At 38.6% G+C, this 15,791-nt stretch carries 15 protein-coding genes; all 15 read left to right on the top strand.

The window, feature by feature from the left end:
• The first annotated feature begins 220 nt into the window (after nt 1–220).
• Nucleotides 221–1,387, top strand: a complete 1,167-nt coding sequence (locus AC3E9U_RS11585) for a T9SS type A sorting domain-containing protein (RefSeq protein WP_488747062.1) — start codon at nt 221–223, stop codon at nt 1,385–1,387.
• Between the two features lie 132 nt (nt 1,388–1,519).
• Nucleotides 1,520–1,978, top strand: coding sequence for a YciI family protein (locus AC3E9U_RS11580; protein WP_488747061.1), 459 nt, complete (start codon nt 1,520–1,522; stop codon nt 1,976–1,978).
• Nucleotides 1,979–1,980: 2 nt separating this feature from the next.
• On the top strand, nt 1,981–2,328 hold the full coding sequence (locus AC3E9U_RS11575) for an MmcQ/YjbR family DNA-binding protein (protein ID WP_488747060.1): 348 nt from the start codon (nt 1,981–1,983) through the stop codon (nt 2,326–2,328).
• Nucleotides 2,329–2,433: 105 nt separating this feature from the next.
• Nucleotides 2,434–3,714, top strand: a complete 1,281-nt coding sequence (locus AC3E9U_RS11570; protein WP_488747059.1) for a chloride channel protein — start codon at nt 2,434–2,436, stop codon at nt 3,712–3,714.
• A gap of 3 nt (nt 3,715–3,717) precedes the next feature.
• Nucleotides 3,718–4,326, top strand: a complete 609-nt coding sequence (locus AC3E9U_RS11565) for an HPP family protein (protein ID WP_488747058.1) — start codon at nt 3,718–3,720, stop codon at nt 4,324–4,326.
• Between the two features lie 3 nt (nt 4,327–4,329).
• On the top strand, nt 4,330–4,719 hold the full coding sequence (gene gloA2 / locus AC3E9U_RS11560; protein ID WP_488747057.1) for an SMU1112c/YaeR family gloxylase I-like metalloprotein: 390 nt from the start codon (nt 4,330–4,332) through the stop codon (nt 4,717–4,719).
• Between the two features lie 75 nt (nt 4,720–4,794).
• Complete coding sequence (locus AC3E9U_RS11555; RefSeq protein ID WP_488747056.1) at nt 4,795–6,021, top strand: T9SS type A sorting domain-containing protein; 1,227 nt, start codon at nt 4,795–4,797, stop codon at nt 6,019–6,021.
• Between the two features lie 86 nt (nt 6,022–6,107).
• Nucleotides 6,108–6,659 carry an IS1096 element passenger TnpR family protein gene (locus tag AC3E9U_RS11550; RefSeq protein ID WP_488747161.1) on the top strand — a complete coding sequence of 184 codons (552 nt, stop codon included), beginning with the start codon at nt 6,108–6,110 and terminating at the stop codon, nt 6,657–6,659.
• Between the two features lie 97 nt (nt 6,660–6,756).
• Complete coding sequence (locus tag AC3E9U_RS11545) at nt 6,757–7,116, top strand: four helix bundle protein (protein WP_488747055.1); 360 nt, start codon at nt 6,757–6,759, stop codon at nt 7,114–7,116.
• Nucleotides 7,117–7,163: 47 nt separating this feature from the next.
• Complete coding sequence (locus tag AC3E9U_RS11540) at nt 7,164–8,222, top strand: nucleoid-associated protein (RefSeq protein ID WP_488747054.1); 1,059 nt, start codon at nt 7,164–7,166, stop codon at nt 8,220–8,222.
• Nucleotides 8,223–8,331: 109 nt separating this feature from the next.
• Nucleotides 8,332–9,594, top strand: coding sequence for an alpha/beta hydrolase (locus AC3E9U_RS11535; RefSeq protein WP_488747053.1), 1,263 nt, complete (start codon nt 8,332–8,334; stop codon nt 9,592–9,594).
• Between the two features lie 119 nt (nt 9,595–9,713).
• A complete protein-coding gene (locus tag AC3E9U_RS11530) occupies nt 9,714–11,588 on the top strand; it encodes a hypothetical protein (RefSeq protein WP_488747052.1) in 1,875 nt (624 codons plus the stop codon).
• Between the two features lie 65 nt (nt 11,589–11,653).
• Nucleotides 11,654–12,550: an ABC transporter ATP-binding protein gene (locus tag AC3E9U_RS11525; RefSeq protein WP_488747051.1), complete on the top strand. Its 897-nt coding sequence runs from the start codon at nt 11,654–11,656 to the stop codon at nt 12,548–12,550.
• A gap of 51 nt (nt 12,551–12,601) precedes the next feature.
• Entirely contained in the window at nt 12,602–13,438 is an 837-nt protein-coding gene (locus tag AC3E9U_RS11520) for an ABC transporter permease (RefSeq protein ID WP_488747050.1), read from the top strand.
• Between the two features lie 15 nt (nt 13,439–13,453).
• A complete protein-coding gene (locus tag AC3E9U_RS11515) occupies nt 13,454–15,766 on the top strand; it encodes a choice-of-anchor L domain-containing protein (RefSeq protein ID WP_488747049.1) in 2,313 nt (770 codons plus the stop codon).
• Nucleotides 15,767–15,791: the final 25 nt, after the last annotated feature.

Raw genomic sequence — 15,791 nt, 5'->3', positions numbered from 1 at the left:
ATTACTCCTCTAACTAACTAAAAACCAATTGGTTATCATTTTTAATTAATAACTTTGTAGTTATATTCCAAAAGCTCCATTGGAGGTAACTTACATTAGTCTTCTATTCTGAGAAAGGCTTGTACCCGACGGCTTACACGGTCTGAAAGAGCGCGTTATACAATTGGTCAAAATCTTCTGACTTCGAATGTTTTACGGACAAAAAAATAAAATTGTCACAATGAAAACAATTACTTTCCCGAAAAACCCCAAAATAAAACACATACGGTATTTATTACTCCTCACAACTTTATTACTGAGTACAAATATGCCGGGACAAAACGTTTATTCTGTGCTTATTGAAAACTGGGTGAATCCTAACTGGCAAAATCAGGTGCAAATACTCAACACGTATGATGGCTCTAATCATTTAACCCATTCCATAAGCTATGATTGGATAATATCTCCGCCCCCGGGCGCTTGGCAAAATTATGCTCAGACTGATTACGCAAACAATCCGGATGGTACGGTATACCAATCCGTTACACAGTTCTGGGATAGCGGAAGTAGCTCCTGGGAAAATTCCCGAAGATCTACATATACATATATGGCATCCAAAAAAGTACTCACCAATATTATGGAAATTTGGGGAGGAGCCTGGTATAACCAATCAAAGCTCACCAATACTTATGATGGAAGCGGGTATCTAATCAACGAATTGCAGCAGAACTGGGATTTCATAGGCAGCTCATGGAAAAATAGTACCCAAACCAATTACACTAACAATCCTTCAGGTTATCCCACACAAACTATAAGACAATCCTGGAATGCTAGTAATATATGGGTAGACCAAGAAAGAACCACCTATACTTACACCGGAGCGAATAAAGTACTTACTGCTACCAGCGAAACATGGACGGGAACTAATTGGTTAAATTCCACAAAAGTTATCAATACGTACAATCCTGCGGGGTACATTACTGTTGAATTAAATCAAAACTGGAATGCTGCTTCGAGCACTTGGGTGAATAATACGCAATCCTTATACTCTTACAATGGAAGTAACAGTATCACACAGATTTTAGGTCAAAACTGGGACATCGGAACAAGTACCTGGGCAAATGCGACAAGAATCACCTTTGGCTATACTTTAGGAATAGACGAATTTACAGCCGGTAAAAAACTGGTATTATATCCTAATCCCTCTTTGGACGCCATAACTGTAATGAGTAGTGCTCCTCTTTTCGAAGCAGATTATTTCATAACCGATCAAACCGGAAGAATCATCAAAAAAGGGCAGTTGAATGATCAGGAAACAGTTATTGATATCAGCCAAATGTCAAAAGGTCTTTATTTCTTCAGAATTGATGACAATTACAAAAATTCCATTAAACTGATTAAAAACTAAACAACCACTTTTCTAAATAGTACTGTTGCCTGTGCTGATTTTCAAATTCAGAAAATCATGCGGTTTTATATGCTCTTATTCATTCATAACTTGGTTCGTTTCGCTATCTTTGAAAGATTAAACGGTAATTTTATGAAAAAAATATTTTTTGCTTTATTGCTGCTTTCGGGCATGAATATGGTTTCAGCTCAGGAAACCAGCACAACCTATGATGAAAAACTGGCGAAAGAATTAGGTGCTGACGAACGCGGCATGAAAACCTACATCTTCTGTATTCTTAAAGGAGGCACAAACACTACTGCCAGCAAAGAAGAAAAAACGAAATACATGGAAGGTCATATGGCTAACATCAACCGTCTGGCAAAAGAAGGCAAACTTGTTGTGGCTGGTCCGTTTATGAAAAACGACAGAAATTATAAAGGAATCTACATTTTTAACTGTGCTACATTAGAGGAAGCGCAAAAATTAGTGGAAACCGATCCTGCCGTGAAAGCCAAGATATTTGAAGCGGAACTAACCCCATGGTACTGCAGCGCCGCCTTAATGGAAGTCCCTAAAACTCACGAAAAAATAGCCAAACCAAAACTATAATTATGAATATTGAAGAGTTACAGGAACTTTGCAAATCCTTACCATCCGTTACCGAAGATATCAAGTGGGAAAGCGATTTGTGCTTCTGCATTGGTGAAAAAATGTTCTGTGTAGTGGGATTGAACCAATCGCCTACATCGGCTTCCTTTAAAGTTACTCCGGAGGAATTCGATGAACTTTCAGCTAAAAAAGGTTTTATGCCTGCGCCGTACGTGGCTAGGTACAAATGGGTTTTAGTGGAAGACATAAGTACTTTATCGCCAAAGGAATGGAAATATTATGTAACTCAATCTTATACGTTGGTTAAAGATAAATTACCTGCAAAGATCAAAAAGCAATTGAGTCTTTGATGATATGACTTTGCTATTGCATTAAACTTTAACGTTTTGAAAGGATTTTTTCATTGACTGATAATTATTTTTGCAGTGCAAGTCTTTTCCCAGATTCCATAACCAATGAATAAAACCACACAACTTCGCAAAAGTTACAAACGGATCAAATTTCAAAAACTGAGTATTGCTTCTCTTTTGATTGGTTTCCTGTGTGCGTTCATGGCGGTTTGTTTAAAACGGTTGACCGAGCATTATGAAGAGATTCTCTTTCACAAGGCTTCTTTAAACTGGATTTTTTATCTGGTTTTCCCCTTTTTCGGTTTATCGGTGATTTACTTTTTGCGAATGTATCTGTTCAAAAAGAAAGAGAACAAAGGAATTAAGGAAATTTTCGAAGCCACGGATTCTTCGTCAAAAAAGCTGCCTATCTATAAAGTACCGTCCCATTTTTTTAATGGTTTGCTAACAGTGGTTTTTGGCGGCTCTACGGGAATTGAAGTAAGTACTGTGGTTGCTTCCGCGGCTATTGGAGCGGTGGCACAGAAAAAAGAAAATATATTCAAAAGACATAAAACCGAGCTTATTTGTGCGGGAATTGCCGCCGGAATCACTGCTTTATTCAGCAGTCCGATTGCCGGAATTCTATTTTCCTATGAAGTAATTTCAAAAAAAGTAACCAAGATATTTGCCTTAACCACAAGTTTATCGGTAGCCGTTGCTTACGGTTTCATTTTGCTTTTGGACGAAAAACCGATTTTTCAGGTTTCAGTTACCAAATGGCATTTGAACGCCTTCCCTTATTTTTTGGTATTGGGGGTTTTGGCAGGAATCAACTCGGTTTATCTCACCAAATCTGTGATTTACATTAAATCGAGATTCGCTCAGATTGAAAAACATTCCATCAAAATTCTGATCGGTTCTGCCATTATCAGTATATCGCTGTTGGTTTTACCGCAGTTATACGGAGAAGGATATCACGCAGTTAAGAATTTGTTGTCGAATTCCGATTCCATTTTTTTGACGACTTCTTTCGTACTTACGATGACCGGAGTCTTGCTTCTTAAGCCGATTATAACATCAGTAACATTGGCTTCCGGAGGCGATGGAGGGGTTTTCGCTCCCAGCATGTTTCTTGGGGCATTCCTTGGATTATTGACCGCATCGATACTGAATACGTATTTCGATGCCAATGTGATTCCGCTGAACTTCATGATCATCGGGATGGCAGCGATGCTGAGTGCCAGTATCCATGCACCGTTCACCGCTTTATTTTTAATTTGCGGACTGATAAACGATTACACCTTATTCTTCCCGATCCTGATAGTCTGTCTGGTTTCCAAAACCACGGCACAGCTTATTTATCCACATACTGTTTATACGTATCAGCCAAAAACCGTTTCATAAGTTATGCCGACCAAGCACATCAAACGTAATTACAGAAAAGCCAAATACGTACTGTATAAAGAAACGCTTGTTGATTTCAAGGAACATTTCTGGGCTTTCACTGGTGCTTTTGTTGGGATGGGATTAATTGCCTACCTGCAATACAATGCGTTTCCAAAAGAAGATTTTGTGTTTCTCATCGGTTCCTTTGGAGCGTCTTGCGTTTTGGTTTATGGAGTGATCCAAAGTCCGCTTGCCCAACCTCGTAATCTTATCGGTGGCCATGTAATTTCTGCCTTTATCGGTGTTACTGCGGCTAAACTTTTTCCCGATATGATCTGGCTGGCTTCGGCAGTTGCTGTAGCTGCATCGATCGTGTTAATGCAGATTACGAAAACCCTGCATCCACCCGGCGGAGCCACCGCACTTATTGCCGTTACCGGTTCGCCGGCTATTTTGAAATTAGGTTATTGGTATGTAATTTCACCTGTATTGAGTGGCGCTTTGATTCTTTTGGTAGTGGCTTTGATTTTCAACAACATGACTACAAACCGTCATTATCCAACCAACAAAAAGTTCACAAAATTCAAAAAGAATATTTCAGGCCAGCTGAGTGCAAATAAAACCAAATAAGCAATGTTACACCTGAATAAAATCCATCATATCGCTATTATCTGTTCTGATTATGAAAAATCGAAACGTTTTTATACAGCGATCTTAGGTTTGGAAATCCTTCAGGAAATCTATCGTGAAGAGCGACAGTCTTATAAACTTGACTTGGCTTTAAACGGAAATTATATAGTGGAACTATTTTCGTTCCCAAACCCTCCCAAACGTGTTTCCCGGCCGGAAGCTTCCGGAATGCGACATCTCGCATTTGAAGTGGACGATATCGAAAAGGCAAGACAGTTTATCCTTTCTAATGGGATTGAAGCCGAAACCATCCGCACTGATGAATATACTGACAAACGTTTTTTCTTCTTTGCCGACCCTGATGATTTGCCTATCGAATTCTATGAAAAATAAATTATTTCATTGTTTTATAACAGTTTACAAATAAAATTACTAAAATTGTAACACCCAAATTGTTAAACTGAAACAATGAAACTAAAACTACTAATCTGTGTAAGTCCATTTTTGCTTTTATCAGCAATCTGTTTTTCCCAAAATCCTCAAAAAAACATACTTTTTGTAGGTAACAGTATTACGTATTTTAATGATATGCCGATTTTGTTTCGTGATATCGCGAACAACAAAGGAAAAAATGTCGTTACGCAAATGCATACCGTTGGGGGTGCCGGATTTGTAAATCATGTTACGGATTCTAATCTCTATACTCTTTTCAGAAACACGGTATGGGATGCAGTCGTTTTACAACCGGGAAGTGGTGAATCGGCGGGAGCATCCTGGCCAGTCAACACAACTATTGAAAGAGGTCAAAAACTTCTCGATTCGATAAGAAGATACAGTCCATGCGCTAGAGTTTTCCTATATGAAATTCCGTATGGGGTGCCATCCGAAACGGCCTATGGCACTTATCAGTCCGTTCAGACACAAATCAAAGATTCGATCACAAAAATGGCGGATAATTTACATCTTCCATTTGTGCCTGCTGGTGAATCGGCAAGAATGCATTATACAGCACAGCAGGATTTACTTCTGCACGGAAGTTATAACGACATTCACCCTAACTTAAATGGTTCGTATCTTATTGCTTCGACCATGTTTTCTGCTATTTTTCAGGAACCAGTAGCCGGAACAACATCCTATGGTGGCATAACTCGGGCAACTGCAGAATACTTTCACGGGATTGCCGATCAGGTGGTTTTGCCCAACAAACCGCAATGGCGCATCAACACCTATAACCTGCACGCAGATTTTAACTATATTATAAATGGCAATTCCGTCAGTTTTGCGAACACTTCAAATAACTATACTTTATTGCTTTGGGATTTTGGAGACGGAATCACATCAACGCAACAAAACCCAACCCACATTTATACATCAGGAGGGATTAAAATCATTAAACTAAAGGCAATCCGAAACGGCTGTGATGAAATTATCGAAAAGCAAATCGATTTGGGAACCTTATCAACGATTAGTTTTGAACAAAATAATGTCCGACTGTATCCGAATCCGGCACAATCGGTTTTGAATTTTGAAATGCTTTCACCATCTTCCATAAAAATTATCTCCACTTTAGGTGAGGAAATTTTCCGTTCAGACGAACAGAAAAACAATTGGCAAATAAATGTTTCAAGCCTTCAGAGCGGAATCTATTTTGTGGTTACTGAAAGTCAGTCGGTTTATAAATTTATTAAATCCTAACTGAAAATCTTATCAACAATTCGCATTTCGGAAATCTGAAATCTAAAAATATGACTACCTTTGGCCTTTCAAAAAATGATAAGGTCATGGTTTACAAATTCAGGGTAATCCTCGATGCAGAGGAAGATATTTTCAGAGATATTGCAATTCTTGAAGACGACACTTTAGAAGATTTACATAATGCAATCGTTAATGCTTTTGGCTTTGACGGTACGGAAACGGGTTCTTTTTTCACTTGTGAAAACGACTGGACCTGGAATGAAGATGATGAAATCCCAATGTTCGACACAGGAGATGTTCTTGGCGAAATGAAAACGATGGCTGATTTCAAAATCAACGATCTATTGCATAAGGATAATACCAAAATGGTGTATATCTATGATTTCTTCAGTATGTGGACCTTCTTCTTGGAACTTGCTGCCATTGAAGAAAAAGAAGATGGCGAAACGTATCCTGCTTTGTTATTCTCGCATGGTGAATTACCGGCAGAAGCAGGTTCAAGCGGATTTAGAGGCGCGGATGTTACCGAAGATGACATTTACGGTGATTATGAAGACGATTTCGACGATGAAGACATGGACATGTTCGACGGAGACGATTCCTTTGAGGATTTTGGTTACGAAGAGAACTGGAATTAATTTTTTTTAAGATGCTAAGGTTCTGAGACGCTAAGGCTCTAAGTATTTTTTTTGTAGGAATTTAATTATTTTTACATTTGTTTATAAAAAACAAAAAATGAGTACTTTCAGAGACCTTTTAGTTTGGCAAAAAGGGATGAACCTTGTCACAGAATGCTATAAAACCACAAAGAAATTCCCAAAAGAAGAACTCTTTGGATTAACATCACAAATAAGAAGAAGCGCAATTTCAATTCCGAGTAATATTGCTGAAGGCTATGGAAGAAACGGAAAAAATGATTATTTAAAGTTTCTGAATATTTCTTTATCCTCGTTGTTCGAATATCAGACACAAATTGAAATCGCCTATAATATAGATTACATAACCGAATTAGAATTTAATAATACATATGAAAAAAGCCGCGAGGTAGAGAGAATGTTGGTTTCATTTATCAACAAAATTGAAAAACGAACCTAGAACCTTAGTTCCTCAGCGCCTTAGTTCCTTAGCACCTTTACATAAACATGATCAACTTATTCAACACCCACATAGACAATCTTTCCATCCACCGTGTTGGAAACAAAAGCCGTAACGAAGCAATTTTCCTTTCAGAGCAACCGTATGGTCTGAACGACGAGATCATGCCGCTTTTAAAAGAGTTTTTCTTTAAACCTTTCAGAGATAAAGAAGAGAACTACTTTCAGTTTGCTCATGATGTGGATTTAGATTATAACGAAATGTACAATTTCGCGAACGAGATTTTCGCTAATCCGGGAAGCGTACATGAAGTTTCAAAAAAGATCACCCGTCATTTGTTCGAGCAATCCAACCATCCGCACATCAAAAACGGAGAAGTCTATGTGACCTACCTTACAAATGTTTCGATTGACAACAATATTGTGGACGCCATCGGTGTTTTCAAAAGTGAGATCAAGTCCGATTTCCTTCAGTTTGAGGAGAAAGACACTAATTTGGACATGATCCTGCAACAGGGAATCAGCCTTAACAAATTGGACAAAGGCTGTCTGATCTTCAACTATAAAAAGGAAGAAGGTTACAAAATCCTAACCGTAGACAGCAACCGTTATGATGCACGCTACTGGTTAGAGCATTTCCTTTCTGTGGATGCGTTCCAGGATGAGAATTTCATCACTAAAAAATACCTTAAATTCTGCCAGGATTTCGCTAAAGAAGTTGTTCTTCCGGCTGAAGACAAGAAAGAGGAAGTAATGTTCATGAACCGTGCCGTAAACCACTTCGCTAAAAACGACAATTTTGAAGAAACCAATTTCATTAATGAAGTAATTGATAATCCGGATCTGATTTCGGAATTCAAAAACTACAAAGTAGACAAAGGCGAAAAATACAGCATTGAAGATCTAACTTCTTTCCCTATTGCCAATGCTGCCGTTTCCGATGCACGTAAGAAAATGAAAAACGTAATTGAATTGGATACCAACATCCAGATTAAATTGGATTTCATCAATCCTGAAAGTGCCGAGAAATTCGTTGAAAAAGGCTGGGATGAAGAAAAACAGATGTATTACTATCTGGTTTACTTCAACAAAGAGCAAAAGAGTTAATACATTGATATAAAATCCCCGATTGTGAAAAACAGTCGGGGATTTTTTTATAAAAACGGGCATTCACTTGTCAGAATAATAGCTATTTTTACCTTTATAAAAATTTCCCATGAAACGACTTTTTGCAATCATCTTACTTTCCTTATCCCTTTTAGCCCAATCGCAAAACAAAAAAACAGGAAGCGATTTCATCCAGACTTTGCTGGTCGATAAAAACTATGAAAAAGCCTACTCTTATTTTGATGAAACTATAAAAGGCCAGGTGACACTTCCGGTTTTGGAACAAACGATCAATCAGCTCGAGTCGCAATTAGGCAAGTTCAAGAATGTTATTGAGATTAACGATCAGAACGGAATGTATTATTACTATTCCGACTTTGAAAAAATGAAATTGGACATCAAAATTGCGTTTCGTAATTCCGATAAAATTGCAGGCTTCTTTTTCGCTCCGCACAAAGAATTTGACAAAGGAAATTCATTGGGAAAACCATATAATGTAGCTAGTAGTGGTATTGAACTGAAAGGCACGCTACTCATTCCAACAGAAAACAATCTGAAAAAAATAGTTATCCTTTTACACGGTTCAGGTCCTCATGACAGAGATGAAACAATTGGAGAAAACAAACCGTTCAGGGATATTGCCGAAAACTTATATCAAAAAGGAATCGCATCGTACCGTTTTGACAAGAGAACATTCTCGAACCCGGAGTCTTTTTCGGATAAAAGCACAATCGATGACGAAGTTGTGACTGATGCACTAAATATCATTAATCACTTCAAAACCAATCCGGAATTTAAAGATTATGAAATAATCGTGCTAGGCCATAGTTTGGGCGCTTACATATTGCCGCGTATTGCCAACAAAACGAATCAGATTTCGAAAATTGTACTTTTAGCCGGTAATGCGCGTCCTTTGGATCAGTTGATCATGGAACAATACAATTACTTATTAAGCGCAAATCCGTCAGAAGAAGCAAAAAAAGAAGTGGATAAAATGAAGGAGCAGATTGCTTTCCTAAATTCCAAAGATTTTAATTCGGAATCTCCAAAAGAAAAACTGCCCTTTAATCTTCCGGCACCTTATTGGAAATCCCTACAGGCATATCAGCCTCTAACCGAAGTTAAAAAGGTCAAAACGCCAATCTTGATCTTACAGGGTGAAAGAGATTATCAGGTGACCATGACCGATTTTAATCTGTGGAAAAAAGCACTTCAGAATAACAAAAAAGCGAAATTCATCAGCTATCCTACCGTAAATCATTTGTTTATGAGCGGAACCGGAAAACCGAATCCCGAAGAATATGTTATAAAATCGACTGTTGACCAGAAAGTAATTGACGATATTTTCAATTTCATTACTGAGAAACAATAGTCATTTACTCGAAAATAAGGTTAATTACAACAAAAAGAGGTCGTTGGATCTCTTTTTTATTTGCCAGACATAACAATAAAGAGTAAATTTATTGGTCGATTTCCCCCCGAAGTCTAATTATGCGCAAAAAGTTTCTTTTATATATCGTCCTGCTCTTTAGCTTCTTGCAACCACTGGATGCACAGGTGGTTACTATAAAAAAAGATTCAACGAAGGCAAAAACGGAGGCACTTAAAGCAAAACAGGATTCCACTGACGTGGTGTTTCACAATATTGAAAATTATTCAAAAAAGAGAAAATTCACCCGATTCCTTCATCGTCTTATTTTTAGACCAACAGACAAAAAAAGCGCTGTCAAAAAAAACAAAGCTCCAAATTACAGTCCAAGTTTTACCAAATATCAGGGGAAGATCATCCGAAAAATTGACATTACTACTTTAGATCCTTTCGGATTTGATATTGACGGATCCGAAAAAAGTAAAAAACTGTGGCTGGAACGACAGGGAAACGCGATACATCTTAAAACCAAACACTGGACGGTCAGAAACCATCTTTTATTTAAAAAGAACGAGCCTCTCGATTCTCTTTTGCTAAAAGAATCCATTCGTCTGATCCAGCAGCAGCGCTATGTCCGAAAAGTCGCCATGCGTCCGGTCCCGGTTCCCAATTCTAAGGATTCTGTTGACATTGAAATCACCGTTTTAGATTCCTGGACCCTAATCCCGTCGGGTTCTTTATCGGATTCGCATGTCACTTTGGAAATTACGGAGCGAAATTTTTTAGGTTTAGGCCACGAATTTCAAAACGTTTTCAAACAGCGCTTTGCGGATAATAAAAATGCGTATCAAATGCTGTATACCATTCCGAACTTTAAAAACACCTTCATACGGACCACATTTCTTTATGACAAAGAATACAACAACGATTACATAAAAGCCATTGGGTTCAACCGCCCTTTCTTTTCACCTTATACCCGATGGGCCGGAGGAATTATCCTGGAGCAACGTTTTCGTAAAGATTCCATAAGAGCAATCAGCCGACCTCCTATTTACAGCAATTTCAAATCCGAAGCAGAGGACTTCTGGTCGGGATATCAAATGCGGATCTTCAAAAGAACCCGCGAAGAAAAACACATCACCAATCTTGCCACCACAGTTCGTTACAAAAACCTGAAATTCACGGAAAGACCGGACATTATGTATGACAGCATTCAATTTTTCAACGATTCCAGATTGTATCTCGCGAGTATCGGTGTTACTTCCCGTCAATATATAGCCGATAAATTCCTTTTTAACTATGGCATTCCCGAATATGTTCAAATTGGAAAAACCTACTCAATAACGGGCGGAATTGAAGATAAAAACAATATCCAACGGCTTTATTTCGGAGGACGGTTTGCTATCGGAGGTTATTATTCCTTTGGTTTTTTAGCCGGTACCCTGGAACTGGGCAGTTTTTTTCATGACGACAATACCGAGCAAACCACTTTTAATGCCGAGATCAATTACTTCACTCCCTTGTTCGAGTGGGGAAATTGGAAATTCAGACAATTCATTAAACCGCGATTTACCATCGGAAACAACCGTTTGGCAACCAGTGCGGATTTAGTTGATCTCGCCGGCAACTCCGGTATCGAAGGTTTTGACACTTCGCGGAAAGGAAGCAAAAAGATGTTACTCACCTTCCAGACACAATCCTATGTACCTGGACAATGGTATGGCTTCAGGTTAAGTCCGTTTTACAACATGGAATTCGGAATGCTCAGCAGTTCGACCGAAAAATTACTGCAAAGCAAATTGTATTCGAAATTTGGGATTGGGTTTATCATCAGTAACGATTATATGGTTTTTAACAGTTTTATCCTGTCATTTGCCTACTATCCTTCCGTTCCAGGCGTTGGAGACAGTATATTTAAGTCCAATGCTTATAAAAACAACAATATTGAGCTTCCTGATTTTCAGATCGGCAAGCCTGAAATCGTACCTTATCAGTAATTTATGGTTATTCGGTAACAAAATAAACAATCGTTCGTCCTATAAATAACTTAAACGAATTTATTTTGGAAACTATACTGACGATTGACAATCTGAATAAGAAATACGGCAAGATCCAGGCTTTAAAAAACGTTTCATTTGAGATAAAAAAAGGAAATGTTTATGGTATTTTAGGACCTAACGGAAGCGGAAAATCCACCACATTGGGGATTATCCTGAATGTTGTCAATAAAACTTCAGGCAACTTCAAATGGTTTGACGGAAAACTGGACACCCATTTTGCACTTAAGAAAGTGGGTGCCATCATTGAGAGACCGAATTTCTATCCCTATATGACCGCTGAAGAAAACTTGAAATTAGTCTGCAATATCAAAGGAATCCATTACGACAAAGTAGAAGAAAAACTCCAGGTTGTAGGCCTTTTGGAACGAAAAGACAGTCAGTTTCGTACCTTTTCTCTTGGGATGAAACAACGTTTGGCTATCGCTTCTGCCCTGTTAAACGATCCCGAAATACTTATACTGGATGAACCTACCAACGGATTGGATCCGCAGGGAATCCGTCAGATCCGCGACATTATAAAATATATTGCTTCATTCGGAACTACTATTTTACTGGCATCCCACCTTTTGGATGAAGTGGAAAAAGTATGTTCGCATGTAGTTGTTTTGCAAAAAGGAGAAATCCTATACTCGGGCTCGGTACATGAAATTATGGCTAATGAAGGATTCTTTGAACTGCAGTCCGCAAATAATTCCGAGTTAAAATCATTATTACAAAATCACGTTGCAGTGGACAAAATCGATGAAGAAGAAGGAAAATTATATGTGTTTTTAAAATCGCCTTTAGATGCGGCCGAATTAAACCGATATCTGTTCCAAAACAACATTTCTCTTCAGCATCTTGTAAAACGTAAGCATAGTCTGGAAGAACAGTTCCTACATCTTACTAATCATCAATAGAAACCAAATTCCAATCCCGAAAGCTTTCGGGACCAAATTCCACAACCACAAATGAAACGACTTTTAAATATAGAATTACAAAAACTTTGGAAAAACAGAGCCAGCCGCGTGTTGATAATTACCTATTTTGTCCTGATCTGCTTTATTTCCTTAATTGCTTCCATCAAATTTGATTTAGGTCCTTTAAAATTCAATGCTGCCGACAGCGGTATCTTCAACTTCCCGTACATATGGCATTTTAACACCTATTTTGTGGCATGGCTTAAATTATTTCTGGCCGTTGTGATCGTCTCCATGATTGCCAACGAATACAGTTATGGCACTTTGAAACAAAACCTGATCGACGGAATGAGCAAAAAGGAATTCATCCTGTCAAAGTTCCTGACCGTACTTTTATTTGCCGGAATTTCGACCGTATTCGTGTTTATCGTAACACTCATTTTAGGATATTCATTTTCTTCCTACAACGAACTGGGTATTGTTTTTTCGGACCTCGAATACCTGCTCGCCTATTTTATAAAACTGGTGGCCTTTTTCTCTTTCTGTCTGTTCGTTGGTATCTTAATTAAACGATCTGCTTTTGCTCTTGGATTTGTCATGCTTTGGTTTATCATTGAAAAGATCACTTATGGAGTAATGGGCAAATTCATATTCGAAGATTTTGATAAAGCTTACGAAATTTTCAAGTATTTTCCACTGGAATCAATGTCTAATCTAATCATTGAACCTATTAGTCGATTGAGCTTTATTCAGACAGTGAGCAACCAAATGGGAGCTGAATACATTAAAGATTACAATGTCCATTTTTTCCCGATTTTCATCACATTGATTTGGACAGTTATTTTTGTGTTTATGTCGTATAAAATTCTAAAGAAAAGAGATTTGTAGTATCTTTGAGGTACTATGCGTGCATCCTATATTACATATCAGACTTTATTACTGCTGTTTTTCGGCATAGTAGTCAGTGCGCAAAACATAACCATTGACAATACAAAGACTCCTGAACAATTAGTTCAGGATCTCTTTACCACAGAAAGTTGTGTCGAACCGACTAATATTTCTATTTCAGGATGGGATTTTGGTAACGGAGAGAAAAGTTACGCGTGGTTTAACAGCAATTCCTCCGGATTTCCTCTAAATCAGGGACTGATTATTTCCACAGGGAGAGCTTCATCGGCAGTTGGTCCCAATACATCGTTACTTAGCGAAGGCCCTTCAAACTGGCCGGGTGACGTGAACTTAGAGCAGGCAATTGGCGAAAGTAACACCGTGAATGCTACCATAGTCGAATTTGATTTTGTTTCGGTAACCAATTACTTAAGTTTCAATTACATCTTTTCGTCCGAGCAATATTTATCAAATCCGAATTCCAATCAATGTAACTATTCCGATGGCTTTGCCTTGCTGATAAGAAAAAGCACGACCTTTACTTACCATAATCTTGGGGTGGTTCCGGACACTAGCATTCCGGTAAAAGTAACAACCGTTCGAGGCCCCGGGACGATATGTCCTGCAGCCAATGCGGAATATTTTGATGCCTTCAACGGCAGCAGTCATCCAACCAATTATAACGGGCAAACCGTAATTATGAATGCGGAGGCGGATATCGAACCCGGAGCCACTTATCATGTGAAATTGGTTATTGCCGATCAGGGAAACAATCTTTATGATTCAGCGATTTTCATAGGGGGAAATACCTTCACCAACGATTATGCAATGGGAGATGACCGATTGATAGCTGACGGAAACCCGCTTTGTCCGGGCGAAACTTTAACGGTGTCACCAGACTATACCGTGCCGGGAACATTGAGTTATACATGGTATAAAGATGGTGTGCCGATTCCAGGTTATGTAAACGTTAGTTCCCCCTCCTACACCATTTCTTCAGCAGGAGTATATATGTTGGTTGCCGATGTAGGCACCTGCACGGTTCGCGGTTATATGAACGTCGAATATGCCCCCGAACCAAATGACGCTGTGCTACTGCAATGTGATGATAATAACGATGGAATTGCAACTTTTAATCTAAACAATGCTGTTACTACCATCACTGGAGGCGAAAGTCAAATGGTCATCATTGGCTTCTACCATAATCTGACTGATGCCCAAAATGAACAAAGTGCGATTACCAATCCGCAGACCTACTCTAACGCTTTCGGAAGCACTATTGTAGTAAGGGTTGAAAACCAATTTGGATGTGTTGATTATGCTATTATTACACTTCAGGTTGGCAACAACACCTTAAATCCTATTAATCCTGTAAGGGAATGTGATACGGTTGCTCCGCAAGATGGCTTATATCCGTTTGATCTTGATATGATCTCACAACAGATCAGAAACAGTAATGCACTGCCTTCAACTTACGAAATTCGTTATTTTATAAATTCAGAAGATGCCTTTACGGTGAACAATCCGTTAAACACACCTTTTACCAATACGATAGCCAATCAGCAGATCATCTACGCACGAATAACCAACGGTCCGGACTGTCAAGGAATATTGCCGATTACCCTTATCGTAAGTTCTTTCCCGGATCTTGAGGACGAAACAACGGCTATTTGTGATGGGGATAGTACGATTTTGGATGCCGGAAGTGGGTATGCGAGTTATTCATGGGATACGACACCGATTCAGACAAGCCAAACCATAACCGTATCGGACGCGGGGAATTATACGGTTACTGTTACCAATTCCGAAGACTGTTCCGCTACCAAAACCTTCACCGTGACCGTATCTGAAATGGCGACCATCCGTAGTATAGAAGTAGTTAGTTTTTCCGGTATGAATAATTCAATCACAGTTCATTACAGCGGAAACGGAAATTATGAATTTTCATTGGATGGTGTAACTTACCAGGACAGCAATGTTTTTACAAACGTTTTACCCGGTGAATATCAGGTTTTTGTCCGCGATAAAAACGGATGTAATAACCCCCCTCCTCAAATTGTGTATGTATTAGACTATCCGAGATTTTTCACGCCGAACGGAGATGGCTACAACGATATTTGGTTCATTAAAAATCTTGATATGTTTTATCCTAATTCAAAACTTCTTGTATTTGACCGTTATGGTAAATTAGTAAAACATATTTTCCCTCTGAATGACGGGTGGAATGGCACTTTTAACGACACTACACTTCCTTCCGACGATTATTGGTTTACACTTTCTTTGGACAATGACCGAATTATTAGAGGACATTTCAGCTTAAAAAGATAGAAATTCTTACATTTGTCTTTATAAG

The organism is Flavobacterium sp. 21.1, from assembly GCF_057801535.1.
The sequence above is the reverse complement of the archived record's forward strand: the minus strand, read 5'-3'. Positions and strand labels throughout refer to the sequence as shown.